This window comes from Mucilaginibacter polytrichastri (assembly GCF_001911425.1).
Lineage (GTDB): Bacteria > Bacteroidota > Bacteroidia > Sphingobacteriales > Sphingobacteriaceae > Mucilaginibacter > Mucilaginibacter polytrichastri.
Genome location: NZ_MPPL01000001.1, coordinates 1,210,849 through 1,236,941 on the forward strand (window position 1 = coordinate 1,210,849; position 26,093 = coordinate 1,236,941).

Here is a 26,093-nt window from a genome sequence, read left to right on the forward strand (position 1 = left end):
TCGGCACCGAGTACTATAAATATGCTAAGCTGGTATAACATATTTGAATACTACCATAAGCCCTCACTTGCCTTCCCCGCTTCTGTTGCTTACATGGGGTAAGGCAAGCTACGCTTCTGGCCTTAACGCAGAGGCCTTTCACACACCAGGAAGATAGGTGTTCGTCATTCGTAAGCTCAACATCAATAGCGCCAGTCGTCGTTCACTTTAGTAAGCTTGCAGCACACTAAGGTTCACTGCTACCGCAGACTGTCACGATTGCTGCCTTTCGCAAATTCATTCCTCACGGAACTTGTCTCTGCCTTCAATAGCATTCCGCTACGCTGCATTACTATTTCATTCAGACAGTTCCCATATTAGGCTCGCCTGCATCATCGCAAATGGCTTCAAGCTATGTCACAGGTTTCAGGCCTACGCTCATTCCCTTACAAGTCAAAACCAGCGCCAAGCCTTTGTGAAGCATTCTTCAGATCGCTCTTGCGAGCTTCTTTCTGAAGACCATTTGTTCAACTCGCAGTCGTCTCGCAGACACCTTACCAGTTAATCAACTTCTTCAAAGTGGCTAAATTAGAGCTTTTTCTTAATCCTTAATTTATATGCAAAAGCTTTTAATAAAGGATATAAATTAATAGTTAAATTTCAGACAACCTTACTTAAGTATAAGTTACTCTACTTATATTAGGCATATAATTGCTTAACTCATTATCACAATTTCATGAAAAGAATTCTATTGGCAATTTTGCCTTTAATAGCGGCAAGCTATTCTTACGCTCAAAATACACCTTGGTCAACTTCTGGTAATATAGGTATAGGAACTACAACTCCCCAAGCCGCTCTCGATATTGGGGGGCTAATTCAAATTTCAGTTCAAAATAAAGCGGTGCCACCCTCAGACATATCCTATGGTCTCTTTCCATATGGTGGAGTAGGACTAGGTATATTTTCAGGAGCACATGAGTCAAATCAAGGAATAGGTATTTGGACGAATCCAAACGGAAATAAAACTGAAGTGGTTAGAATACTATCTGGTGGAAATGTAGGAATAGGCACAATCACTCCTGATGCAAAGCTATCGGTTGCAGGCACAATTCATGCGCAGGCTGTTAAGGTAGATATGATAGGCTGGTCAGACTTTGTATTCAAACCGACTTATAAATTGTATTCCTTGGCTCTTGTAAAATCATACATTGATCGAAATCATCACTTACCAGATATGCCGTCAGAAGATGATATAATAAAAGATGGCTTGGATATCGGTGCGATGAGCAAAATACAGACCAAAAAAATTGAAGAATTGACGCTGTATCTGATTGAAAAAGACAGGCAGGTACAACTACAGCAAGCGCAAATTGATAATCAGCAACAGCAAATCAATGATTTGAAATTACAAATGAAAACATTGCTAAGATTCTCACATAAATAATAACGCTTATTACAATTCATGAAAAACTTCTACTATTGATTCTGCCATTAGTGGTTTCTATCTATTCTTTTGCTCAGAATACTTATCCATGGCCCTCCAATGCTAGTGTGGGTATTGGAACATCTAGTCCTTTGAGTCTTTTTCAAGTGGTTGTACCTTTTTCAAAAAGCAGCACTAGCTCAAATTCAACCACGGCTGGTATAGCATCTTTCTTATCTACTAATGATGCCTCTGCGCCATTTGGATTAAGAACAATGATATATGGGGCACCTGCTATCGGCGGTCGTTTTGTAACGTTGCAAACAACAGACTATAATTCAATAGATGGTGGAAATATTATTCTACAGCCCGCAGTTGGACATGTAGGGATCGGCACTATAAGTCCCCAGTCAGTACTGGATGTAAGCGGAACGGTGCGGGTTAACGGAAATAATTCAAATCTTGATGCAAGGATACCTACAGTAGGAAACCTAAGTAGCCTTGCCAGAACAGGTCAAATGTTAATGGGTTGGAATAGAGCAGGTGGATCGGGAGAGGCCGACTTTATTGGAAACCAAGGACAAGGCAATACCGATGGCTTTGCTTTTTGGAACCACGATAACAGTAACAATGAACAAATGCTGATGTGGATTTTAGGTAATGGGCAAGTACTTATTGGTGATACACGGGGCAAACAAGGTAGTTATAAACTAGTTATTGCAGGCAGTGCAATAGCTACCTCCATTACAGTCAAGACAGTTGATCAATGGCCTGATTATGTTTTTAAAGATGATTACGAATTACCCAAGTTATCGGATGTGAAATCCTATATCGACAAAAATCATCACTTGTCAGATGTTCTTTCAGAAGAGGAAGTTAAAAAAGGCGGCATCGATTTGGGCGGGATGAACGCAACATTGTTAAAAAAGGTAGAAGAGTTGACCTTTTATTTGATTGAACAAAACAAACAATTACAGGAGTTGAAAAAAGAGGTATCTGAATTAAAAGAAAAACAATAACAAATGAAAAATTATCACTTAGGACTTATTACAGTTCTGTTAATACTTTTGAGTTTACCCTTTATGGGTTGTTCCAATGCACAAAATACATTTCCAGTAACTAGAAATGTCGGGATAAGGCACGGCAACCCCTAGTTATAAATTGGATGTTTTTGATCCGTCAAGTCCGACCACTTACCCTTTGAGATTGTTAAATGCTTATGAGGCAAATATGGATCTAAGCCAAATCGGATTGATGTTTTTTGGTCTTTATAGTCGGCCATTCGCTACTATTACAGGTGGTCAGCAGGTAAGCGGAACGTATGCCTTTGGACATTTATATTTTGGAATCCGAACCAATCATGCTCCCGGCGTTACCACAAAACTTTCTATTTTGAATAATGGCAATGTTGGAATGGGCTCCGTGAATCCAAATCAAAAACACGAGGCATTATTCATGCAACCCGAATAGTTGATCAATTAGTTCCTACACCTGATTACATATTTGATAATGAGACAGAAAAAAATCTCACGGAGCAACAAAAATTAATGTTTCATCGCAGAACAGTTGAGCTGAATTATTCAAAGTAAATTCTATAAATATAGTAACCATCAAATCTTTAACCATTCTTCGTAAATTTCCTAGTATCACAATGAAAAAAATATTCTGTTTACTCCTGTTGGTTTATGGTCACGCCCATGCCCAGCAAGCAACCACCTCTGTTGTTCAGCAGAACAACGTGATCTCCCCCTCACCAACTGCTGCATCGCTGGGTAAATATGCAGACTGGCCAGTAAGTTTGTATAGCGGTACGCCTGAGATCAACATTTCTTTGTATACGATGTCATCCGGAAAATTATCAGTGCCTGTATCCTTGAGTTATCACGCCTCCGGGATTAAGGTTGATGAATACGCCTCATGGGTAGGTTTGGGCTGGTCCCTTAATGGCGGCGGCGTAATTACAAGGACCGTTAGGGGATTGCCGGATGATCAACCGACCTACGGTTATTTTTCCACACGCGTAAGCTTGCCAACTCCAGATATCGGTCATGTAAATCAAGCCAACTATCAAATTCTGCAACAGGAAGCGCAGGGGATAATGGACACCCAGCCGGACGTCTTTATGTTTAATGCAATGGGACATTCATTCAAATTTTTTATTGACGTGAACAATAAGATCCAAACAATTCCTCAAAATACGGTTAAGATAGAGTACCCTTCTTTTGGGTCAGATCCATTCGCCGATGCAGACCAATGGACGGCTACATTTGAAGACGGCACGAAGTTGTATTTTGGCGGTGTAGGTTCCGTAGAGCGGACTGATAATAACAATACAGAAGGCTATTATGCCAATCAAGGATTTATATCATCGTGGTATTTAAAGCAAGTGGTGCCGGTTATAGGCCCCGCTGTTAATTTTACGTATGGAGCAGAAACTAATAATACTTTCTTCACGACCAGCATTACAGATTTTATTAGAAATCCTAATGACCCTAACTATGGAACTTTCGATGACAAACCCGCTGAAAGACATTTAAGTAATTCTACAATTCACGGATTGCACTTAGCGCAGATTACTAGCCAAAACACGGTTGTCAAATTTGTCCCACAGGTAAGCCAAAGGGCCGATGTCACTGGTGGATATGCACTCGATAGTGTGAAGGTATATTATAATGGAAAACAAACACCGGTAAGACAGTATAAACTCAATTACATCTATTCATCAAGTGGACGTTTAAGGTTAACGGGCATTACCGAGATTGGAGCGGATAATATTTCCAATATTAACCAGTGGGGTCTTATTTATAATGCCAATAATTTACCGGCGTTGGGCTCTAATGCGCAGGATCACTGGGGATACTTCAATGGTAAGATCACCAACACCAATATGCTACCGGCAGTTGAAGGATTCAATAATCCTTCATTCCCGATAGCAGACCGGGAGGCTTATTTCCCTTACTCGGCAGCGGAAATATTGACGCAGATCAATTATCCGACAGGCGGATCGAGTGCGTTCAACTATGAAGCAAACTCCTATAACGATGTTTCCACAACCAGCTCAAGTCAGACTGCAAGTTTATTATTACAGGAATCAGATCCTATAGGAACTGTGAAATCACAAACAATTGTAATCAACCAGGCCCAAAATATTACTTTAACTGCAATTTTCCGAAAAGACCCGAACGAAAATGATCCTTTGAATATAAACATATCACTGGTGGATCAACAGGGTAATATTGCATTTATGCAACTTTACAATACGAATGGCACATATACCGTAACAAAAAAGGTTTTAACAGCAGGCACATACCGTTTTTCGGTATCAAGCCCGGAAATGGGTAACACTTATTGCAATACATCTATTACCTGGCAAAATACTCAAACGCCACAGGCGGTCGTTAGAACGGTGGGCGGAGTTAGGTTAAGCAGTTTAATTGATAACGACGGACAGGGTAAAACTATTGAAAAATATTATTCCTATGATCAGGCTTACTGCTCAGCACCGATTAAGAATGCAGATTATATTTATACGATTACAATTAGAGATCATCATCCGTGTGCACCACCTCCGAATAATGGGCTTTATTTCGATAGGGTCATATCCTATATTGCCAGAACATCTTATAATAAAGTAGCTGTTGGTACAACAGGTGGAAGCCATATAGGATACGGTGTGGTTACCGTAAAATATGGCGTTAATGGATCCAATGGTTATGAGGTTAATACTTTTACAAATAGTCCTGCTGACCAAGTCGTTCGTCAGTTTCCTTTTCCGCCGGTAAGCAGTTTTGATTATAGAAGGGGATTATTGCTTAACCAAAATACTTATAACGTTTGGGGTGTGATCAAAAAAGCGACAACTTATACTTATAATATTGTCCCCAACGCTACTCTTTCCGCTTTTGTGACAGGATTTAAAATTGATGACCCCTGTACTGACGGCCTATCTAATCCGAGTAACACCGACGACCAATTTACCAGCACATTGTATCGAACTACATCGGAATGGGTTCAAAAGGCGTCAATGCAGGAAGATACTTACGATAACGGTGGGAATAAGATAAGCACGCTTAGTAATTATTATTACGACAACCCGGTGCACATGCAGGCCACGCGGGTGGTAAGTACCAAAAGCGACGGTAAGATTATTACTGCTGTCAGTACCTATCCTGATGATTACGCTTCTGGCACGACCTTTATTGATGACATGAAAACTAGTCATGTCATTGCGTCCCCTATTGAACAGGTAACTTACCAAAATGATGGGACTAACACTACAATATTAAACGGAGTGGTCACACAATATCAGACAGGTGGGCACGGTCTAATAGACAGGGTTTATAAAATGGAGCAGTTGGCTCCGGTTACGTTATCGGCCTTTAAGTTCTCAGGAAGGGCAATTGGCCAATTACCTGTAAGTACTTCACCGGCGGTATACACACTCGACGGCCATTATAAGGAAAGGCTGGTTTATAATAGATATGATGCATTAGGAAACCTGCAGCAGATAACTCCTACGGAAGGCGTCTCTACGACTTATTTATGGAGCTACAATAAAACTTATCCCGTCGCGGAGATCAAGAATGCCACTTACGAGGCAGTTGAATCTACATTAGGTGGCTTTGCAGCTGTAGATAATTTCGGTAACCAGGCGGTGCCTACCAAAGCCCAGACGGATGCTTATCTGAATGTTCTTCGAACATCCTTAGCTGGTACGCAAGTATCAACCTACACATACAGTCCATTAACCGGTATGACCAGTACGACGGATGCTAAAGGCGTGACAACGTATTATGAATACGATAGTTTCCAGCGATTGATAAATATCAGGGACAAGGATAATAATATTGTCAAGCATATGGATTACCATTACCAGGGCCAATAAACCTAAGCATCAACCTGATCACCTTAAGGACATGAAGAAACAAAGCAATAATCATAAGCAAGGCGTTAATGTAACGTCCTGTTTAGCTATTATCCTGGCATTTATCCTGCTGCTAATTAATAATGACGCAATCTGCCAAACGACAAGAACATTTCACGATACAACGATCACTACTTCAAAAACCTATAGCTATAATACGATCCTTATCCAGCCTAATACTGTTATTACACCGGCAGCCGGACAAAGTATTGTTTTTCAGGCTTTGCCATTGGGCTGTTCACCGTTAAATACGGTCATCCGGAAATCACAAAACTATATCCTGACATCTATTCCGCGGCAAGAGAATTATGTTCCGGGCCAGGCAGGGTATACAGCATGTCAGGTCATGCAGTCGGTGCAATTTATTGACGGCTTAGGCAGACCTTCGCAAACGGTGCAGATAAAAGGGAACCCCAATGCCAGTAAAGATTTGGTGCAAGCCTTTGCATACGATCAGTTTGACCGTGAAGTAGTTAAATATTTGCCGTATTCTGCTGCTGTTACAGATAGTACTTATAGGCCTAATGCCATCAGTGACCAAGCCTTCTTCTACGCAACCCCTCCCGCGGGCGTTGTTACTACAAATTATCCATTCAGCCAGACGGTGTTCGAGCCCTCTCCGCTGAACAGGACATTGGAACAAGGCGCGCCGGGTAATGACTGGCAACCTTCCAGCACCAACACTAATGCTGGCGCAGGACACACGGTAAAGAGTAGTTATGGAACTAATGCTACCAGTGAAGTGATACTGTGGTCAGTCAATAGTAATGGCACCGGTGCGACAGGTAATACTTTTTATGACCCAAACCAATTATATAAAACAATAACCACCGATGAGAATGGTAACCAAAGTATCGATTTTAAGGACAAGGAAAACCATATGGTTTGTAAAAAGGTACAAGCGGGAGTTAATACTTTTCAGTCTACCTGTTATGTATATGATGACCTGAATAACCTTCGGTATGTGATCCCGCAAATGCCAGGGACATATCCGACCTCTTTTTCCGAAACAGATCCTTTATTCCTTAATTACATCTATGGCTATCATTATGATGAACGGAACCGCGTGGTACAAAAGAAGATACCGGGTAAAGACTGGGAATACATGGTTTATAACCAACTCGACCAGTTGGTGCTTACACAGGATGGTACCCACCGGGCAGCCAAACAATGGCTGCTCACCAAGTACGATGCCTTTGGCCGGGTGATCCTTACAGGCTTATTTAAAGATACTGCATCACCTGCATTAACCCAGACACAGCTGCAGGCTAATATTTATGCTGCTGCGCAATATGAAACATATACCGGCATAGGCTTAGGCTATACCTTAAACAGCTATCCTGCTTTGAGCTGGGTGTTTACACTTAACTTTTATGATAACTACTACTATCCTAATAACCCCTACAATACAACGGTAAGCAATACGCTGACACAGCCAACCGGTTTATTAACGGCTACCAAAACAGCGGTTTTGTTACCCGATGGCACCTTCGGTCCGATGTTATGGTCGGTAAACTTTTACGACAGCAAAGGCAGGCTGGCTCAAACCTACCAGCAGCATTATTTGAATGGCGGTACCAGCAATAACGATTATGACGAAACTGCTTTTAACTACAACTTTAACGACCAGGTAACCCAAACCACCCGGCATCATTATATCCAGGCCAATACAACAAGCCCTGCCCTTACGATAAACAATACCTACACCTATGACCACATGGGGCGTAAAACCCAGACCCACGAACAGCTGAACGGCGGCACCAATGTATTGCTAAGCCAGGAAGATTATAACGAGGTTGGACAACTAATGACCAAACACCTGGGGAATAATACCCAGCAGGTTGCTTATGCTTATAACGAACGCGGCTGGTTAACTGGCAGTAGCGCACCGTTATTCGCTATGCAGCTGAACTATAATGCGGGTTCAGCACCACAATGGAACGGTAACATCACCAGCCAGTACTGGGGGACGCCAGGTAGCCTTGGTAAACATTATGACTATACCTATGATCCTTTGAACCGTTTAGCAGCTGGCACATCAAGTGAAGGATATACCGAAAATAATATCGGATATGATCCATTAGGTAATATCACGACGTTAAACAGAGCCGGTTTGGTCAACCAAGTCCTTGCATATACTTATAATGGTAACCAGTTAATATCAGTGTCAAACAATAGCGGTTCATTTAGAACCTATGGTTACGATGCCAACGGTAATACGACTAGCGACGGGCAGGCTAATACGATCACTTACAATATGCTAAACCTTCCGGCAAACATAACTGCAAAGAATCTGAACTATACTTACGATGCCACAGGTAAAAAACTGAGAAAAGTAAGCGGCACCAATACGACAAATTATATTGACGGCATACAATACGATAATAACAACATCACCTTTGTGCAAACCGAGGAAGGCCGTGCGCTTAACAGTGCCGGTAACTATACTTACGAATATAGCCTGGCAGATCACTTAGGCAACACCCGTTTAAGTTTTAATCAGAACGGGACGACAACCCAGCAAGACGATTATTATCCATTCGGTTTGGAAATATCCAGAGGCATAGTAAGCAGCCCTAAAAATGAATATCTTTACAATAAAAAGGAGTTACAGGAAGAGTTAACCCAGTACGATTATGGTGCAAGGTTCTATGATCCGATAATTGCAAGGTGGGGTACTGTTGATCCGTTGGCGGAGTTTGAAAGACGAGGTTCTCCGTATGGTTACACCTTTGATGATCCTATTCGTCATACTGATCCAGACGGAATGTTTGGTGAAGATGTTGTCGATGACGATGGTGGTGATGGACCGGCTCCCGCTGCAAAAGCAGTAGCCGCTGTAGGTGCTGCCATTGTTGTTAAAGCAACGGCGGGGCAGATAATGAAACAAGCGGTCACTAGGGCTATAGCAGCGGAAGTAATCGGGTTAGGCCCTGAGAACCCTGCAGCTGATATTGCAGCAGCTGGCCTGTTAATATATGGCGGTTATCAGGCATTACAGGCTATAGTTCAAAGTTCACATAACAGTGAAAGTCCTGATCCTCAATCTACTGCTCCTCCAAAAGAGAAAGGGCCGCCTAATCCTGATGGTGCTAAAGGCAAGCCTGATCACCAAGAAAAAGTCCAAGAGTTAGCAGAAAAAGCTAAAGCAGAACATCCTGGAAGTGAAATTATCCAAGAAAAGAAAATAAGGTTAGATGGTTCGAACAGAAGACCTGATGTACAGGTTGTTGATCCTAAAACAGGCAAGACTACAAAAGTTTATGAAGCTGAAAGAAAACCGAATAGTTCAAGGAACAAGAAACGTCAAGCTGAGTATGATAAACTTGGTGTTGATCACGAAACACATAAAGTAGGAAGTTAACTATGACTCAAATGGAATTTTTTTTTAATAACGATGAACGAAAGGAACTATTTAACTTTATTCAACTAAAGGGAGGTTTGCTTATACCTGATGTCTTCTTTAAGTCAGAAGAGTACGTTCCTATAGTTGACTACGAAGAGTTCTCTCGTTTTCAAAGAACAGAAACTACTCATTTCTTTCTGATAGCTGATGAATTTGTTATCGAACCACTCAAGGTGAGTAGGAACAGGTTCGTCGAAGAGCCAAAATATGCGATAAATCAACGAAAGGGCGGTCCGTACATAGATCTTTCATTTTATAGAGGTCATGCAAATGATGCCAAGATTCCATATATGGGATCCGTTATAGACATCTACTCGAAATTTATTCACGTTGGCAATCATGAAGAGTTTAAGGCACCTGACAAGTTGAGAGGGTACTTCAAGGACATCGTCAAATATATCAAGAGCAAATGTGTTGTCGTAGAGAAAGGTGGTAAGAAGTACTGGATCAGCACTGAAGTACTTAAAGAAATCGATATCTGATCTGCATTAACACTGAGAATTTATTTAAACCCAGCCATAGCGCTGGGCTTAATAATTGTGATAAGTTTAAGTTAAGCCTCCAATCAGCGATTGTAAGGAGGTTTTATTGTTTTCAACTAACTTCTTTTAACTTTTACAAGATGTAGGCGTGTCTTAATTCTCAACTTCTCAAAACCTACAGTTTGATAAAAGGGGGTATAAAACCTTAAATTTGAAGTGAAGTGTAGTTATAATTTAACTTACAGTTCTGCAAGCTAAAATAGATTTTGGCATATTGAGGAATATACATGAACGGCACTCAGCTTTAAAAGGTATTTGGTTAAATGGGATTTAAACTGTTGCTACAAACATTATTAATCATTACTTACCAGTCTAGCCTTATAAAGGATGATGGGGAGACATCTCAATCCTTTTAATACTCAAATTGAACTTTTCCTACACTTTGACTTCAGGGGGTATAAAACCATGTTTTTCAAGTGAAGTGTAGGTGAGAAAATAAATTATTACATAGTACTTAATTGACCAATTACACATTTACCTTATAAAAGTTGAAAGGCGAAATGCAACTTTTTCAATTTGTAAAATCTATACCTACAGTTCATGTGAAGGGGGTATAAAAACCCTTTTTTTGATAAAAGTGTAGATGAAAATAACTTTTCTAATCCAAGGTTTTTCATCATGGTATAAAGTAATAAAAATCAATAATAGTGGATTGAGGAAAGAGTGTGAAGAATAGAATTATTCAGCAAAGTTACGCTTAATAGCTGCTGTAGCGTGCAAGAGCTTCCCGCATAAACACAACCCCAGTACACAGACCCTCATTTATTCGTTTGCCATCTTGCACTTGATTGCTATAAGCGTGTAGAGCATCATAATTCTTTTATTCACTTAACTTAAAAACTCATGAAAGACACGACTTAGAAACACATTTTAGCTTTATAAGTTAAAGCAGTACATTAGCATTACAGTTCATTAAATTATTTACACGGTTGACGTGTTTGCAAATGGTTTGCAAATTTTTAAAAATATAATATCATTACGATGTTAAAACTTTAGAAAGGAAGAGAGAAAGAGGTTGAAGTAAGCATTTAAATGCTATATTAGCACTCTGTAATTTAAACGACTTAGTAGCTCAGTTGGTAGAGCAACAGACTCTTAATCTGTGGGTCCTGAGTTCGAGCCTCAGCTGGGTCACCTCTTGGGACAAATCTAATTCAAAAGGATTTGTCCCTTTTTTTATACCTTCTAACTCACTGTTTTTCTGATAGATAAGTACAACTGCCGAGTTCAGCCTCGGAGTTCGATGTTGCACTCCGTCAAATACCAGGTTTTCAGGGAACATCGAACTCACTATCTCCCTTTTCTCCTCTACAGTCCCGTTAACGTACCTTAAATCAAGCCCTAACAGCTTTTTAAGCCCTTTTTCTAAAAGGAAATTGATCTCTTTATGCTTGTCAGAAAGGTTCCCCAGTTCTGCTTCAAGTTTTTCAATTTTAGCATTCGTGTCCTGCTTCAACATCTGAAAATCATCATCATCCAACAGGCCGTCTACTTTTTGTATACGGGCATTTTGCATGCGTGTATTCAATTGCTCTAATTGCGAAATGATCTGACGCCTTTCCGAGTCCTGCTTTTTGGTCTGGTTTTTAAAATCCTCAACCACGGAAAGTATATACACTTCGATCATACCCGGTTTAGGAATGAGTTCGCTCAGCTGCTCCACGAATACCTTGTTGGTATTCTCTGCCTTGAAACGTACCTTACATTCCCCGGAACAGTGGTAGTAATAGTAATAATTGCCCATCTTACCCTTGGACGCGCTGCCTGTAAGCATCCTGCCGCATTGCGGGCATTTCAGGAAGCCACGCAATGGCAGGTTTTCCATAGAAACGATCTTAGGCTTAATAACCCTTTTCCTCCCATCCAGTACCTGCTGCGCCTCATTAAAGAGCATTTCCGGTATCAAGGCTTCATGCTGCCCCCTCACAAAGTGCCCGTTCTCATCTTTAAATGGCGGGATAAATATCTTGCCACAGTACAGCGGGTTGCGGATCGCTACCCAAAAATTATTCTTGCTGAACCTGGGATAGCCTGCGGCTTTCTGCCGCACCATTTTCCAAATCTGCTCGGTATTAAAATTATTGTCTACAATCTGTTGGAATGCCCAACGTAGTATGGCTCCTTCCACTTCATGGATAGCGATGAATTTCCTTTTGTCTTCACCAATCTGGTTGGTATAACCCAGCGGGGCTGTTCCCATCCAGCGCCCTTCTTTCTTAGCCCTGCGCATACCGTGGAACACATTCAGGGCACGCCTGTCATTCTCCACTTCAGGGGCAGCAAGATAAAACGCCAGCATCATCTTGTTCTCAGGGACTGACAGATCCAAAGGCTGCTCAATGCCCTGCGGTTCAACCCTCAAAGTATTTAGAAGGTCGATGGTCTGGTAGGCCTGGGATATATTCCTGCTGAACCTGTCCCACTTGGTAAATAGCAGTAACGTAGTGTACTTATTATTACGCTGTTTACGAAGGCCAGCAATCAGCTTAGTCCACTGCGGGCGGTTAAAGGTCTTAGCAGAATAATCTTCAATATAGATATTCCGGACTGTATACCCTTTCAGTTCACAATAGCGCATTAAACGTTCTTCCTGGTCACGTTGGGAATATCCTTTATCAGCCTGCTCATCGGTACTTACCCTTATATATAGATCTGCTATTTTCATGATGTTTTTTTTAACCAGGTTAGAAATCAAATACTTGCCCAAGGTGGGGCAACACTATGATAATGAGCCTCTAAGATACTGATTTACGGTTATTCTCGCAAGCTTTTTCATGAATAAAAGTATCGTTTTTGCCTCTTCGAGCGTAACTTTTGTTCCATGGCTTTCTAATATTTTCAACACCTTCTCAGGGGTTAGCCCTCTTTCATCCTGTTCCATCTCACACCTCCTGTCATTAGGCAACAAAAGCCCGTACAGGGCCCTTGTTGAATATTACTATTATTGTTCTTTTTCAATCCGGAAAATATATCCTGCTCCCTTCATTCTTATTGAAAGATGCCTCATATTTTATGTAGCCGTATTCACTCAGGTCATTTACACACTTATAAAAAGTATTCGGCCAGGATATTTTAGCGATGTGCATGATATCCCGCCGGAACACATAGATGGGGTTAACAAAGCCCTTATCGATACGGTACTTTAGCAACGCGGCATAAATACCGATATGTGTAATACCGATACGGCCATCCTTTTCAATAGCCGTAAAAAAATCCGATAAGGGCTTTGACCGGTCCATTACTTATACTTTTTGGCCGCGTGTTTTCTTAGCCTTTTCTGCTTCCTTTGGGGCATCCGGGCTAACGTTCTCCGCATCTTTAACCTCCGTTTTATTGGCGCGTTTCATATCCTGGCCTTCAGACTGTGATTGCTTTTCAGATTTGTCCTGCCTGCTCCCCAGTTTTTGCATATCGCTGTCATACACGTTGACGGTTTTAAATTGAGGGTTGGCCTCCACATAATGCTTCTGTTCGCCGCCGTCAACCTGAAAGGTAACGGACTGCACATTGCCTTTTTTAAGGCTGTCCATAAGGCTGTCTTTAAAGTCATCCCGCCCCAGTTCCTTGATCGGGTGTTTAGAAAGTGCCGCTTCAAGGTCGTAGCCATAATTCTCATGAAAATGCTTCAATTTAAAATTGCCATTAGTGTCACTATTTTTAAAGTCGAGCTGCACCCAGGCATTATATTGCTGGCCCTCTTTGTTGGTAAGGTCTTTGTTAACAGCACGCCCTTCCATCAGGTTATAGGCTTCTTTAAGGGTGATGTTATTTCCCTTGTTGATGTAAAAGGTCTGGTCCAACTTCTCGGTGCTGCCATCCTTCTGAAGCTCAACTTTGTAATTATTGAAAAAGTACATATCGCTCTGGGTCGATTTGCTAAAATTAAGCGTAGCATCTACCGCATCGTTCCCGAATTTTGTACTGTATTGCAGCTTAAAATCGTCTCCGCCTTTTTCAATGTTTTGTTTCAGGTCGTTTGACAATCCCTCGCCAAAGCCTGTGTACTTCACCTGGTCTGCCAGGTAATCCAAATTTTTCTGGTTCATGACTTTATAATTTTTATCGTTAAAAGATTGTTGTGCCTCAAGCCGCGCTATCCTTGCGCCGACCATAGCGCCAATATCGACCAGCCCATACCGCTCAATTTGCAGGGTCTTGTCCTGCAAAGCCTCGCTCATGGTACGGTATACCGAGCGGATCGCCAGGTAGCCGTAAATATCAACGTCAGTCGAATTTTCATAACAGAACTCCTGTGCCTCGTACTGGTCCCCAAAACAAAAGAGTTCTTCCTTGCTAACAGCTGCGGAATCATTCAGGAAGGCAACAAATTCATTGCCTTCACCCCGCTGCTTAACCATATGGTCCAGGATTTTCCGGTAGTCGCCTTCACGGATTTTCATGGTACTGGTTTTATGGTAAAAGCCTTGCCCTAATCAGCTGCCTGTTTTTTACATGCACTTCGAGGTGCCTACCGCCATTTTTTTCTATCAGCTGGAGGGCCAGGTACTTTTTATCCGGGATAGTAAATTTCGGGAGGGCAAAAACAATAGCCTGCGTGCTATTTGCCTTTACAGCGTCCGGCTTGTTTTCAGCAAGTACGGGGGTAACCTCAATTTCCTGGGTAGCGGTACGCTTTGCCTTTTGCTGGTCGCGGATGAAAAAGCGCAGCTGGCCGATATCGTAGCCAATGTTGGTGCGGTTTTCTATTTCGAGCCTGCAATAGATCACATCGTCGTGTATGAAAAAGCCCTGTACCGCAAACCTGAGCCCGGCTGCCTTATCATGCGCAACCGTCCCGGCCTTTTCCTTTAAAACCGCTTTTGCGTACCGCGTGACTTCCGCCTTGTTGTAATTGGCTTCAGAAAAGGTAATACTTTTGCTGACGGTACTTTCCGCAATCGAAAGGTTCAGTATTTGTGGCTGGCTGCTGTAGTTTACCACAAAGGAGTTAAGCCTGCCATCTGCGGTAATTACTGAGAGGTTGGTTTCCGGGAAACTATCCCTTGCCGCTTTAACCTGCAAAATATTTTCAACGCCTTTGGCCTTTTGCGCCAATATTAACCTGCTGCCACGGTCCACGCTGATGATGGCCTGCGGGAAAATAATATTGGTCGTTTTTGCGGTTGTGATGGTAACTTGTACCGGTTGTATCCCGGTTTGCGCATTTGCGCTTATGCCATTCAAAAGAAAGGCTAAGCCAAATAATAATAGTGCTTTAGTCGTTTTCATATCTGCTGTTTTTAATTGTTATTAGTAATTTGTACCGTAGCCTGCTTTTGCCTTGCGTCGCGCAGGAGCACCTGGTAGCCCGCTTTCACGTTCACTTTGACAAGTTTTACTTTTTTGCTAAATAGTGTTTTGGCTGTTTCAATCCCGGCGCTAGCCGCCTGTCCCTGCCATGTGGCATCAAGGGAGGTAATGCCGATGCCTTGTACATTGCGGTCAGCGGATTGCGCCACCACATCACGGGCAATGGCACCGGGGATATGTATGCCACCCAGCCCGTCCATATCGAATACTTCAAGGGCTACAGGGAAAATTGAATTACCCGAGCGGATACTGGTAATTTCAATGCCCAGCCTTTCTCCGCTAAGTGAGGCCGTACCGAAGACAAAGCTGTCTTTCGGTATAAGGATACCATTTACAGTAATGTCAGCCTGTAGGCGTAGCTTTACAATAGCCCCGCTGGTCAGCGTTTGGGTTTCATGGATTACAGCAGGTATGGCATTCTGGGCAGTCGTATCGGTAGCATTATCATCAAGCCCGTAAAATCCGTTCTCCGAATTTTGCAGGTAAACATTGTTATCCAAAACCGTCACCGCTTTATCACCAACTTTTGATACCGTATAGGCCTGTTGCTGTTTTTGTGCTGCCACCTTATCAAGTTGTTCCTTCACGCGCTCAGGATGCTGTATGTCCATGATCTTTTCAAGCATGCCATTAATCTGTTGCAGTTCAGGGTCTTCACCGTCGCGTTGGCTCATGGCCTGCATCATTTTCTCCAGGCGGTCCACATCGGCGGTGCCGACTGCCGCCGCACCGCGTGGTGTTGGGGTGGAAACCCCGGTACTACCCATCGTTGGTGCGGGTTTATTCAGTTCCTTATTGAGCAGTTCGAGTTTACGGTAAATATTTTCCGTATTGGGGTCGCCACCGCGGCCACCGCCAACGGAGGTATTCAGCCCGCCTGTTGTGGCATTACCCTTAAATGGATTGCCAAAGGCTTCAGGCTGGCCTTGCGCAAGCCGTGCAGGGTCGTTTTGTTCAAGTCCACGGATACGCGCCGAATCCTTTTGGGCATCTTCATAATAGCGCATCTTGTCCATCGGTTTATCATCTTTCAGGTTGGCATCGGGAAGGTTTAGGTTAAAGCCCTTCTGCTGTACTGTTGCTGCTTCTGCGGCCTGCATCTTGCCACCACCCAATGCCCAAAAGGCCAATGTGATAAACGGCAGTACCAATAGCGGCAGTACCAGCATGAATTTGCGCTGGCGTCTCATTTTCGGTGTAAATTCTTCTTTTTTCATGGTTACTTGTTTTTAAATTGCTGATAGTATTTTTCGACCTGCCGGATGGAATCCATAAGGCCTGGGCGTTTTATGATAATGCTTTCGTAGTCTTTCCTGCCGTTGGAATCAGCAGCAAGGCTATCCATGTACCTGTGGAATCCTTCAATCCGCCTGTATTCAGAATCCGATATTCGCGCCTGTGCTTTTATCTCACCTGTATTGCCTGAATGTGCAGGCTTACGAATGTTGCCCACGTTTATCATGGTGACGGGTGCGGCCGTAAAAGCGCTTACGATCAGGTAGGCACTGTAACTTCCCATAAGTAGCACAAAGCAGGCAAGCGCCGTCATCCAACCTTTTTTTGTGAGCCGGGCGGTACGCAGGGCCATCCAGTTTGCCCAGGCCGCGTTAATCTTTACACCAAAGCCCTTAAGCCTTTTGCCAACCAGCTCCTTAATAGGAGACGGCGTTTCCTTTTTCCTTTTTCCAAATAGTCCCATAGCGTAATATTTAGCGCCTCGCGGCCGTTTTTAAATCCCTGTTTTCAATAGTGTTCCACCGCTCGATCAGAAAGCCGTGCGGGTTGTTGTCGCTCCGCGACACATTGCGCAGCGCGCCTTCGGTGACCATGCTGCGCGTGGTCACGCTCGTGGGGCGGGTAATGCTTTGCGTTGCGTAGCAGCGGAAGTGGTAAGGATATTCAGCAACATCCACCATTACACTATCCACACTGATGGTCTGGCTGACGTTACCTGATATTAGCCCGGCGTAGTAACCGTTTTCCTTCAGGTCGTCATACGCCCTTTTGGCGCTGCCATCGGCCAGGTAGAGTGCCCTAGTTATATTGGCTTCTATCGCTTTGTCGTCAGGGTCAAGGGTAAAGAAAAGCTCGTGGAAGGTCTTTACATGGTCACGTGCCTCCACCGGCACATTATCTTTCCTGCCTGCCGAAAACGCCTCCAGTGCTTTTCCCCCCGAGAGGATATACACCCTTGACTGCGTTTCTGAGACAAGGCTGAAGCTTTTCCAGACTGCGAAGCAGCAGATGGCTACGCAGCCTATTACTACTACAATGCTGAACGCTTTTAAATGGCGCACTGCGGTATCGATATTTTTCATTTTTGTAAACATGGTTCCTCCCTTTTTAAGAATTGCCTTTTAATTTATCCTTTTGGTAACTGTCCTGCTTGCCTTCTCCAGCGCCCCGGTACCCTTCAGCAATATCAAATGGTGCGCTGGCCATATTGGTGGCCCCACTGGCAAGCCGTTCCCCCAAGGCACCTGCACCCATCGAGGCAGTACTTGCCATACCTTGCGAAGAACTGTTGAATACACTGGTTACTTTTTGCTGGAAAGCGCCACCACCGGCATGCACTATGTAATTGGCCACAGAGGGAACCGTGAAATAACCGACGATGCCAATAATCATAAATATGAGGTAAGCGACGTCCTGCTTGCTAAAAAACGTATCGCCCTGCTGGCCGATCTGCGCAAGGTCGAGCTCAAGCATTTTCTCCTGTATCTTCCCGATGATGGCACCGAAAATATTGGCGACAGGAAGCCACAGAAAAATATTGATGTAACGGGACAGCCATGCAGTCAGGGTATGGTGCAGCCCGTCAAAAACTGCAAGGCCGAATACGAGCGGGCCGAGTATCGCCAGTACGACAAGCTGAAAGGTGCGTAATGTGTCGATACACAAGGCGGCTGCCTGGAAGAGCACTTCCAGTACTTCGCTCATCCATTCCTTTACCGAATTGCGGAAATTGTACATTGCCTTGGACATGGCAAATTTTATATCATTGCCAATACCGGAAATCATCCCCTCATCATCGGGGTCAGCGCCATCATGGGTATACTTATACCAGCGGTCGCGGTCGCCATCCCCATCAGCGCCGACATACATTTTATAGGGGTCCGTGTTTTTGATGACCGCCTCTTTTTCTGCCAGGAGCCGCTCAATAGCCCTATTCGAGCCTTCGACCATAGCAGCAGTTGCGGTCACGGTAGGTTTCATTACCCCATTGATAAGCCCTAATACTGATGGGAACACCAGCACGCAAAAGCCAAGTACGAATGGGCGGAACAGCGGGTAAAAGTCGATAGGCTCCGCATTGGCCAGGTGCCGCCATACCCTTGAGCAGATGTACCAGAGTGCCGCAAAACCGGCAATGCCCTGCCCAACGGAAATAAGCTGGCTGCACAGCGGTATCATCTCATCGTAGAGCTGTTCCAGTACCCCATGCATGCTGTTAAGTTCCTGGCCAACGCCCTGCGCCTGGGCCAAAAAAGGCAACAGTAATCCTGCAACTGCCGCAAAAGCAGTTTTTCTTAGTTGTTTCATAAGGTTTGATTTAGTTGTTTATACCATGTGCTTTTTTAGATGCATTGGCATCGTTGCGCTCCTTTGCCCGCTGCAATGCCAGCACCGAAGTATCGTTATTAAAGCTGCGCAGGAATGTGAGCTTGTCCACCATCTCGGCGTGGATGCGGTCAATGGCCTCCAGGCGCTCATCATCGCTCATGCGTGCCTGCCCGGCTGTGATTACCAGGAGCAGCTCATCAAGGTTCCGCAGGCTTTCCTTCAAAAGGTTATCATAGACCTTGCCCAGGTAGCCCAGTTCCTGCGCATTGAAATTATCATCCGCCCTGAAACGGTTATAGGCCGCACGGTATTCCCTGACCAGCTTGATCTGGTAATCCACAATTTCCGCTGCCTTATAGTAATTCCGCACCGTTGGGCTGACCTGCATTAGCCCGTTAAGGAACGCCTTATGCAGGCTGAAGTTCCCCTGCGAAATATCCTTAACCGTATTATATCCGCCTTCAAGTATTTGATAGCCCTTTTTCATATCGGAGAGGATCTGTTTGAACTGGGCAAGCTTTTCAATATTAAGCGCCAACTGCTGTAATTCCTGCGATTGGGCCGCCGCTTTATTGTACGGTGCTATTCCCAACAGCGCCAGTAACAGGATAAATAACTTTTTCATGGTTGGTTTGGATTAATACCGTGCAGTGCACGGGCGGTTACAGCTTCATTCTTTTCCCTGAGCCTTGCCATTGCAAGTGTTTTCGACTGGTTGCCAAAGCTTTTGCAGAATGCCCAATTGTCCTGCATCCGGGCGTACAATTTATCGATGCGCGCCATGCGCTCATCGTCTTTCATATCAAGCTGCCCGTCGGTGATAACCGCGGTTAGCTCATCAATAACCGCTTCGCAGTTATCCAGCAGCCTGCCATAAGCCCTTTGGATATAATCGAGCTCATCGCCGTGGAAGGCATCGCTCCCTGAGAGCCAGTTGTAGGAGTTGTGATAGTCCCGGACAACCTTTACCTGTAGGGCAATGATGTCAGCAACACGGGCATACCGTTTGATCTCAGGGTTAACCATCCGTAACGAATTAAAGAATACGCCGTGCAGGTTGAATTCGCCGTCAGTGATATTACCAATGGTAGTTAAACCTTCTTTTGCAATCTTGTAACCCTTTTGGGCATATTCAATATATACCTGTAAGGCAGCGATCTGCTGGAGCAGGTATTTCTTCTGCGTGGAATTCTGCTGGAACCATTCTGCAAATGTCTGTGCCTGAAGGCTGCTGCTGGCTGCAATGAGCAGCAATACGATTAGTATCTTTTTCATGATTTGCTTTTTTTAATCCAGTCCGTATAGTTTCTTTACTGTTTGCGCCTCGTTTAAATCTTTAGCCCTTTGCAGGCTCAGCACCGCATTTTGCCGGTTAAATCGGGTTAAGTCGCTGTAGTTCTCATCCACCCGGTCGGCAGCTTCGTTAATGATTTCCAGCCGTTTGGCATCGCTCATGGTGGTCGTAAAAGATTGTACCACAAGGGTGATCTGGTCAATGTTCTTCAGGCTTTCTTCGAGGATACCCGAATATACCTTTGACATATAATCAATCTCATCTGCCGTAAAATGCCCGTCCTGCCTAAGCAGGTTCCAAGCCTGCTGGTACTCTCGAACGAGCCGTACCTGTTTTTGGGTAATGTCCCGGATGCGCTGGTAATAGCTGATGATGGCTTTTACCTTCGCCAGCTCTTCATAGTACTTACGGTATTGCTCTTTCTGTTTTTCGCTCCAGTCCGCTATCTCATCCAGTTTTAGTTTGGAAAGCGCATTTTCCAAAGTTTTCTGCGCGTTTTGCAGCCAGATGGTCTTGTTTTGCAGGCGCTGCACCTGCAAGTCCATCGCCTTGATGACTTTCTTTATCGCCCCGGTAACGATCTCAATTACCTGCGCGTTTGCCTGGGGCGCCGGCGCTGCCAGCCAAACCAGCAGCGCCAATAGTAAAATCCTGATATATTTTTTCATAGTGTTTTAGTTTACGTCCTGTTTCTCATATCCTCAGCCATCGCGATAATTCCCTTACGGATGTCCCCGCCGAACTTTGCCGCGTATTCCGCCAGCTTTACCTTCTCGGTTTGCTCCGTTGAGTAGGCCAAATACTCTTCAAGGGACACTTCCGTACGGTACACTTTGGAAAGCATGCCGCCGAGCGAGATGAATACCTCCTTGTATTTTCGTGCAGGGTCATTGGCCTTGTTTACCGAAAGTACCAAAGCTTTTTCCTTTTCTGTGAGGCCGAGCAGTTCCTGTATCTGGTCGAACTTATTTTGGTATTTCGACTGGTCCAGCAGGATCTTGCAGTCGCTGTTATTAATGATGGCCTGCTTCACCACCGGGGAAGAAATAATATCTTCCACTTCCTGTGTAACCACGATAGCTTCGCCAAAAAACTTTCGAACCGTTTTAAAAAGGTATTTTATGTACTCCGCGAAACCTTCCTTCATCAGCGCTTTCCAGGCTTCCTCAATGAGTATCATCTTGCGGATGCCTTTCATTTTGCGCATCTTATTAATGAAAACCTCCATAATGATGATGGTCACGACCGGGAAGAGTATCGGGTGGTCTTTTATGTTATCCAGCTCAAAAACAATAAAGCGCTCCTGCAAGAGGTCAATATTTTCGGTGGCGTTGAGCAGGTAGTCAAATTCGCCGCCCTTGTAATACGGGCGCAGCACATACAGGAAATTATCGACGTCAAAATCCTTTTCCTTCACACGGTCCCCCTCTAAAACCCTGGTGTAGGCATCCCGCAGGAACTCATAAAAGGAATTAAAGCACGGGAATATCTCCGGCTGGCGTATAAGATGGTGGTAATAGCCACTAATCGCATTGGAAAGCGCTACGTACTCACTGCGGCGGAACGTCTCATCGTCCTTTTTCCAAAGCGCCAGAAGCAGCGTTTTGATGCTCTCTTTTTTCTCGGTGTCGAGGCTGTCGCCTTCGCCGATAAAAAACGGGTTAAACCGTATCGGGTTCTCCTCGCTATAAGTGAAGTAATAGCCCTTAACCATATCGCACAATCCTTTGTAGCTGTGCCCTACATCTACCAGTACCACATGCGTCCCCTGCTCATAATAGCTTCGTACCATATGGTTGGTAAAAAAGGATTTGCCGCTGCCCGATGGGCCAAGTATAAATTTGTTGCGGTTGGTACAGATACCCATTGTCATAGGCTCATCGCTGATGTCCACATGCACGGGCTTACCGGTAAGTCGGTCTCCCAGGCGGATGCCCACGGGGCTCAACGAAGTGCGGTAGCCCGTTTCCAAATTGAGGAAACACGTAGCCTGCTCAGCGAAGGTATCAAAGGTGTCGTTCATCGGGAAGTCCGCCGCATTGCCGGGGATACCTGCCCAGAAGATCTGTGCCGCGCCCACGGTTTCCTGCTTGGCTACGGCATCCATCTGCGCCAGTGCCGAGGATACCATGTTCTTCAGGTCTTTAAGCTGCTCTTTGTTATCGGTCCAGGCCAGTACATTGAAATGCGCTTTTACCGGCAGGCGTTGCTGCCCGATGGCCTCATTCAAAAAGTCGTTGGTCGCGTCCCGTGCGATCAGGTTCTCACGGCTATAAGCCGAAAGGGATTGCAGGCGCAGCCGTTTGGATTCCAGTTTTTGGATGGTCTTCTGAGCATCCTCAATAAAAATATACTGGTTATAGATATGGTTGCACGGCAGTAGCTGTCCAAGCGTTGAGGCAAAGCCGATGCTGAATTTTGTCCGGTCGGTAGAATACTTATCATAATTGATACGGCTGCCGCACAGCGCGGGAAGGTCGGCGGCATCGGCTAATGTATAAAGCTGGCAATGGCGGTCGCCTACCTGCAAGCCTTCATCGAAGCGGATATCGTTTACTATAAAGCTATCATCCCTTTCAGATAGGTAGCAATATTTTTCGATAACACCGTGCTTCCGGCTTTGGCTCAATAATTCACTTTCCGTTAGCCTTGTAAGCTTTACAAAGCCGCTGTCCTCCATAATACGTTTGAACTGGCCTGCACTATCCAAAAAATCCTGTAGCAACTGCGGTTTCAGGGTTTCTTCAGGTACCACCTGCCTTTTCAAAAGGCTTGAAAACATTGAACTGGCGGTTTGCCGGTTAGCGGGCTTTTTAGTCAGGAAAATGTAGCAGCTATGGTCCAGGAAAGGCCGCTCGTTAAAGAAGCGCTCACTGGCACGGCTCAGAAAGCTGTTGTCCTCCCGTGCAAAATCCGGTGTATAGCCGCTTTGCAAAAAACAGTCCTGCTTGTGCAGCACGCTGTGCTTAGGCAGCAGCTTGATGGCTTTGATCCACGCCTGGTGGAATGCCTCATACTCCTGGTCGGAGAGCGTAAAGATCTCCGGCAGCTCCGCCTTAAAGGCAATGGTCACATCGCCCATCTTGCTCAGGATGCAGTCATGCTCCACATCCATGATCGGTAATAAATCGTCCAGCACTTTTTCCATCTCCTTATTATTTACCTTGTTTTTAATCCTGTTTATTGCGCACCAAAAAGATGCGCCTGCTCCTTGAGCGCAGTACCTTCGGCACCTGCTTTTTTGCAAGGGCTTTCATAAGCCCGTGCTCACCATATTTGTTGCTCATGCCATATACCTTCATGACCAGTCCCGTGCCTGCCAAAAGAATGACCCCGATGCACAGGTATGACGGCAGCCCTGCGATGTACATGACCGCGAACACGATCATCAGTACCACTACGCCACCGCCCAGGTACCATATGTACTGCGCTTTTAACCCTTTAAATTCAATGCTGGCGTTAATGCCTTTATTGACCTGATAGACACTGTTTGCCATAATTCCTTATTGTTTGTTTATAGCTTAAACCTTTTATTGCGACGCATTTGCCCATACATTTTTTCCTGGCTGCTGTCAGTTTCCATCCTTACTACTGTGGCTTCAAGGACTTTCTTCTTTGAAGCTATTTTTATTGTGCCCTCCTGTGTAGGCTCATCTGCTATTTCTCCCTGACGCTCCTTCAACTGTTTTTCCTGTATGGTAATAGCGATCTGCCGTTCCAGCCCCTGTAGTTCAGCTTTCATTTGTTCCAGTTCCTTTTCCTGGGCAAACGGCTTTTTGGTCAGCGCTTCCAGCTTGGGTATATCAGTATTGAGCTTTTCCAGTTCACGGCTGTATTTCTCTTTCAATGATTCTACCCTGTCGATGGCATTTAAAAAATGCCTTGCTGCCAGCTTGGGGTTGTCGGTATTGGGCAGGCCATTGTTGTAGCTATACTTGATGCCGTCATCAATGCGCTTTGCGTAAAAGCTGTTGGAAAATCGGTATTCAAACTGCCCTTTTTCCTCGTATGCTTGCCGTTCCCTTCGGATGTACAGCCCAAAACCATACAGTGTGCCCACCTTTTGTTCACTTTGGCCTTCGGGTGGCTTCCAGTCCTTGTATAGGCTGATGATATGCCTGCCGATGGCCTCGCTATCTGTTGACCTTATCCCTGCGAGTTGTATGGGGTTGGCTTTCGCACCGTCCTTGTCGTATTGCAGCTGTCTTTGGTACATGGTGTTGTCAGCAGTGAGCTTTTCGAGTGTTTTAATCGTGGTAGCACGGTCGGTTTGCAGGCTTTCCAGTTGGTAACGGTTACGGGTAACCTCACGGTAATGCACCGTCTTCAGGCTTTCCATAACGGCCACTTTCTTTTCCAGCTTGCTTTTTTCCAAAAGCGAGGTATCCCCCGATAGGATTGCGATGTACTCTGAGAAATTCGTCCCGCTTTTCTCATCCATCGCGCCCTCGTCAATGGTGCGCACATTCAGTTCGCAATTTTTCATCTGGCTGATAAAAGTCTGCTTGTTTTTGAGCAGGTTAAATTTGTAATTGTCCAGCGACTGCTCAGTGGCGTAAACAAAGTTTTGCACCTGGTTGCCATAATGCGCTTTGGCAAGGGTATTGCCCTGCCGCGCGCCACGGCCCACGCGCTGCTCCAAATCAGAAGGCCGCCACGGGATGTCCAGGTGGTGCATGGCAACCACACGCTGCTGTACATTCAAGCCTGTCCCTGCTTTCTCGGTACTGCCCATTAACAGCCGTATCTCGCCACGGTTCATTTTGCGGAAGAGTTCGGGCTTGCGCTTATCGGTCCAGTCGTGGATAAAGGTTATTTCCTGGGCAGGGATAGTAAAGTCCCGCACCAGCTTTTCCTTCAGGGCATCATAGATATTAAATTCGTTCGCCTTTGGCGTACCGATATCCGAGAAGACGATTTGCGTCCCTTTATGGGGAGTACTTTGCCCGTAGATCTCCGCTATTTTCCGTGCAGCGGTATTTACCTTATTGTCGGGATGGTCGCTGTATTGCCATGCATCAATAAGCCGCATGTCAGTTGACATCTTTTTGGCGTAGTTCGTGGCGATCAGCATACGGGCGTTGTCTTCCGTGGGTGTAAGTGGTGCCCGCCCGATGAGTTCCCCATTGCCTGTTTTGGCAAAAGCCATCAGTTTTGCGATGAACTCGCTTTGCTCCGGGGTGGGTTTTATATTGACCATCGTTTCTACCAGTTCCGGTTTGTCCAGGTTAATGTGCTTTGCCGTCTTATAATCCGTGATCTCGTTATAGAACAAGGCCAGTTCCGGCACCTTGATAAAATGGCGGAAGCGTTCCTTGGCAATGATCTCATTGGTGACGCTGAATTCAAAATCGGTGGTCTTGCGTGCAAATACCGCCGCCCAGCCATCAAAGTTCTCAATTCGCTGCCGCTCCATTTCTTTTGGCCGCAGGTACTTGAAAAGCAGGTACATTTCCGTAAGGCTATTCGATATGGGCGTCCCGGATAAGAACGTAACACAGAGGTCGGCATCAAACTTGTCCTGAAGCGTCCGTACCGCGAAAAGCATGTTGAGCGCCTTTTGGCTGCCTTCCATGTTACCCAGCCCCGCCACACGGTTGTGCCGTGTGGTAAAGGTCAGGTTCTTGAACTTATGGCTTTCATCCACAAAC

The 26,093-nt window shown here is 44.9% G+C and carries 19 protein-coding genes, 1 tRNA gene and 1 pseudogene; 7 read left to right on the top strand and 14 right to left on the bottom strand.

Annotated features, from left to right (window positions below):
• The first annotated feature begins 715 nt into the window (after window positions 1-715).
• The 7 genes from RG47T_RS05380 to RG47T_RS05410 all read left to right on the top strand — a co-directional run bounded on the left by RG47T_RS05380 (window position 716) and on the right by RG47T_RS05410 (window position 11,408).
• Window positions 716-1,423 (top strand): hypothetical protein, encoded by a 708-nt coding sequence (locus RG47T_RS05380; protein WP_074488471.1) that lies wholly within the window; start codon window positions 716-718, stop codon window positions 1,421-1,423.
• A gap of 35 nt (window positions 1,424-1,458) precedes the next feature.
• Window positions 1,459-2,421, top strand: a complete 963-nt coding sequence (locus RG47T_RS05385) for a hypothetical protein (protein WP_139235658.1) — start codon at window positions 1,459-1,461, stop codon at window positions 2,419-2,421.
• Between the two features lie 142 nt (window positions 2,422-2,563).
• The gene (locus RG47T_RS05390; RefSeq protein WP_139235657.1) at window positions 2,564-2,872 is read left to right on the top strand and encodes a hypothetical protein; all 309 of its coding nucleotides are present in this window, start codon (window positions 2,564-2,566) and stop codon (window positions 2,870-2,872) included.
• 181 nt (window positions 2,873-3,053) lie between these two features.
• Window positions 3,054-6,287 carry an RHS repeat domain-containing protein gene (locus tag RG47T_RS05395; protein WP_074488474.1) on the top strand — a complete coding sequence of 1,078 codons (3,234 nt, stop codon included), beginning with the start codon at window positions 3,054-3,056 and terminating at the stop codon, window positions 6,285-6,287.
• Between the two features lie 31 nt (window positions 6,288-6,318).
• On the top strand, window positions 6,319-9,690 hold the full coding sequence (locus tag RG47T_RS05400) for a DUF6443 domain-containing protein (protein ID WP_139235656.1): 3,372 nt from the start codon (window positions 6,319-6,321) through the stop codon (window positions 9,688-9,690).
• A gap of 11 nt (window positions 9,691-9,701) precedes the next feature.
• Entirely contained in the window at window positions 9,702-10,214 is a 513-nt protein-coding gene (locus tag RG47T_RS05405) for a hypothetical protein (RefSeq protein WP_139302413.1), read from the top strand.
• 1,121 nt (window positions 10,215-11,335) lie between these two features.
• Window positions 11,336-11,408 (top strand) — tRNA-Lys (locus RG47T_RS05410).
• Window positions 11,409-12,024: 616 nt separating this feature from the next.
• Here RG47T_RS05410 and RG47T_RS26615 read toward each other — a convergent pair.
• The 14 genes and pseudogenes from RG47T_RS26615 to RG47T_RS26620 form a co-directional block, all read right to left on the bottom strand.
• Window positions 12,025-12,939, bottom strand: a pseudogene (locus RG47T_RS26615) (recombinase family protein); the annotation flags it as partial.
• Between the two features lie 289 nt (window positions 12,940-13,228).
• Window positions 13,229-13,513 carry a hypothetical protein gene (locus RG47T_RS05420; RefSeq protein ID WP_074488477.1) on the bottom strand — a complete coding sequence of 95 codons (285 nt, stop codon included), beginning with the start codon at window positions 13,511-13,513 and terminating at the stop codon, window positions 13,229-13,231.
• Between the two features lie 3 nt (window positions 13,514-13,516).
• Window positions 13,517-14,674 (bottom strand): hypothetical protein, encoded by a 1,158-nt coding sequence (locus RG47T_RS05425; protein WP_245770790.1) that lies wholly within the window; start codon window positions 14,672-14,674, stop codon window positions 13,517-13,519.
• Between the two features lie 10 nt (window positions 14,675-14,684).
• Window positions 14,685-15,503 (bottom strand): conjugative transposon protein TraN, encoded by an 819-nt coding sequence (traN, locus tag RG47T_RS05430; RefSeq protein ID WP_074488478.1) that lies wholly within the window; start codon window positions 15,501-15,503, stop codon window positions 14,685-14,687.
• A gap of 11 nt (window positions 15,504-15,514) precedes the next feature.
• Window positions 15,515-16,801: a conjugative transposon protein TraM gene (gene traM, locus RG47T_RS05435; protein ID WP_074488479.1), complete on the bottom strand. Its 1,287-nt coding sequence runs from the start codon at window positions 16,799-16,801 to the stop codon at window positions 15,515-15,517.
• A gap of 2 nt (window positions 16,802-16,803) precedes the next feature.
• Complete coding sequence (locus RG47T_RS05440; RefSeq protein WP_074488480.1) at window positions 16,804-17,283, bottom strand: hypothetical protein; 480 nt, start codon at window positions 17,281-17,283, stop codon at window positions 16,804-16,806.
• A 10-nt stretch (window positions 17,284-17,293) separates the two neighbouring features.
• A complete protein-coding gene (traK, locus tag RG47T_RS05445) occupies window positions 17,294-17,914 on the bottom strand; it encodes a conjugative transposon protein TraK (protein ID WP_074488481.1) in 621 nt (206 codons plus the stop codon).
• A gap of 13 nt (window positions 17,915-17,927) precedes the next feature.
• Window positions 17,928-19,127: a conjugative transposon protein TraJ gene (gene traJ / locus RG47T_RS05450; protein WP_074488482.1), complete on the bottom strand. Its 1,200-nt coding sequence runs from the start codon at window positions 19,125-19,127 to the stop codon at window positions 17,928-17,930.
• Between the two features lie 10 nt (window positions 19,128-19,137).
• Window positions 19,138-19,773, bottom strand: coding sequence for a hypothetical protein (locus tag RG47T_RS05455; RefSeq protein ID WP_074488483.1), 636 nt, complete (start codon window positions 19,771-19,773; stop codon window positions 19,138-19,140).
• Window positions 19,770-20,423, bottom strand: a complete 654-nt coding sequence (locus RG47T_RS05460; RefSeq protein WP_074488484.1) for a hypothetical protein — start codon at window positions 20,421-20,423, stop codon at window positions 19,770-19,772. The genes RG47T_RS05455 and RG47T_RS05460 overlap by 4 nt, the downstream gene beginning before the upstream one ends.
• A 12-nt stretch (window positions 20,424-20,435) precedes the next feature.
• Window positions 20,436-21,110: a conjugal transfer protein TraI gene (locus RG47T_RS05465; protein WP_074488485.1), complete on the bottom strand. Its 675-nt coding sequence runs from the start codon at window positions 21,108-21,110 to the stop codon at window positions 20,436-20,438.
• A gap of 11 nt (window positions 21,111-21,121) precedes the next feature.
• Window positions 21,122-23,590: a TraG family conjugative transposon ATPase gene (locus tag RG47T_RS05470; RefSeq protein WP_074488486.1), complete on the bottom strand. Its 2,469-nt coding sequence runs from the start codon at window positions 23,588-23,590 to the stop codon at window positions 21,122-21,124.
• Between the two features lie 22 nt (window positions 23,591-23,612).
• Window positions 23,613-23,939, bottom strand: a complete 327-nt coding sequence (locus RG47T_RS05475; protein WP_074488487.1) for a DUF4133 domain-containing protein — start codon at window positions 23,937-23,939, stop codon at window positions 23,613-23,615.
• 17 nt (window positions 23,940-23,956) lie between these two features.
• Window positions 23,957-26,093 (bottom strand): helicase-like domain-containing protein (locus RG47T_RS26620; protein WP_494337193.1); only part of this gene is annotated, 2,137 nt, incomplete at its 5' end.

Bases quoted from the DNA above. Each gene is read 5' to 3' on its own strand.
- RG47T_RS05380 (WP_074488471.1), top strand. From the start codon at position 716: ATGAAAAGAATTCTATTGGCAATTTTGCCTTTAATAGCGGCAAGCTAT.
- RG47T_RS05395 (WP_074488474.1), top strand. From the start codon at position 3,054: ATGAAAAAAATATTCTGTTTACTCCTGTTGGTTTATGGTCACGCCCAT.
- RG47T_RS05400 (WP_139235656.1), top strand. From the start codon at position 6,319: ATGAAGAAACAAAGCAATAATCATAAGCAAGGCGTTAATGTAACGTCC.
- RG47T_RS05405 (WP_139302413.1), top strand. From the start codon at position 9,702: ATGGAATTTTTTTTTAATAACGATGAACGAAAGGAACTATTTAACTTT.
- RG47T_RS05420 (WP_074488477.1), bottom strand. From the start codon at position 13,513: ATGGACCGGTCAAAGCCCTTATCGGATTTTTTTACGGCTATTGAAAAG.
- RG47T_RS05425 (WP_245770790.1), bottom strand. From the start codon at position 14,674: ATGAAAATCCGTGAAGGCGACTACCGGAAAATCCTGGACCATATGGTT.
- traN (WP_074488478.1), bottom strand. From the start codon at position 15,503: ATGAAAACGACTAAAGCACTATTATTATTTGGCTTAGCCTTTCTTTTG.
- traM (WP_074488479.1), bottom strand. From the start codon at position 16,801: ATGAAAAAAGAAGAATTTACACCGAAAATGAGACGCCAGCGCAAATTC.
- RG47T_RS05440 (WP_074488480.1), bottom strand. From the start codon at position 17,283: ATGGGACTATTTGGAAAAAGGAAAAAGGAAACGCCGTCTCCTATTAAG.
- traK (WP_074488481.1), bottom strand. From the start codon at position 17,914: ATGTTTACAAAAATGAAAAATATCGATACCGCAGTGCGCCATTTAAAA.
- traJ (WP_074488482.1), bottom strand. From the start codon at position 19,127: ATGAAACAACTAAGAAAAACTGCTTTTGCGGCAGTTGCAGGATTACTG.
- RG47T_RS05455 (WP_074488483.1), bottom strand. From the start codon at position 19,773: ATGAAAAAGTTATTTATCCTGTTACTGGCGCTGTTGGGAATAGCACCG.
- RG47T_RS05460 (WP_074488484.1), bottom strand. From the start codon at position 20,423: ATGAAAAAGATACTAATCGTATTGCTGCTCATTGCAGCCAGCAGCAGC.
- RG47T_RS05465 (WP_074488485.1), bottom strand. From the start codon at position 21,110: ATGAAAAAATATATCAGGATTTTACTATTGGCGCTGCTGGTTTGGCTG.
- RG47T_RS05470 (WP_074488486.1), bottom strand. From the start codon at position 23,590: ATGGAAAAAGTGCTGGACGATTTATTACCGATCATGGATGTGGAGCAT.
- RG47T_RS05475 (WP_074488487.1), bottom strand. From the start codon at position 23,939: ATGGCAAACAGTGTCTATCAGGTCAATAAAGGCATTAACGCCAGCATT.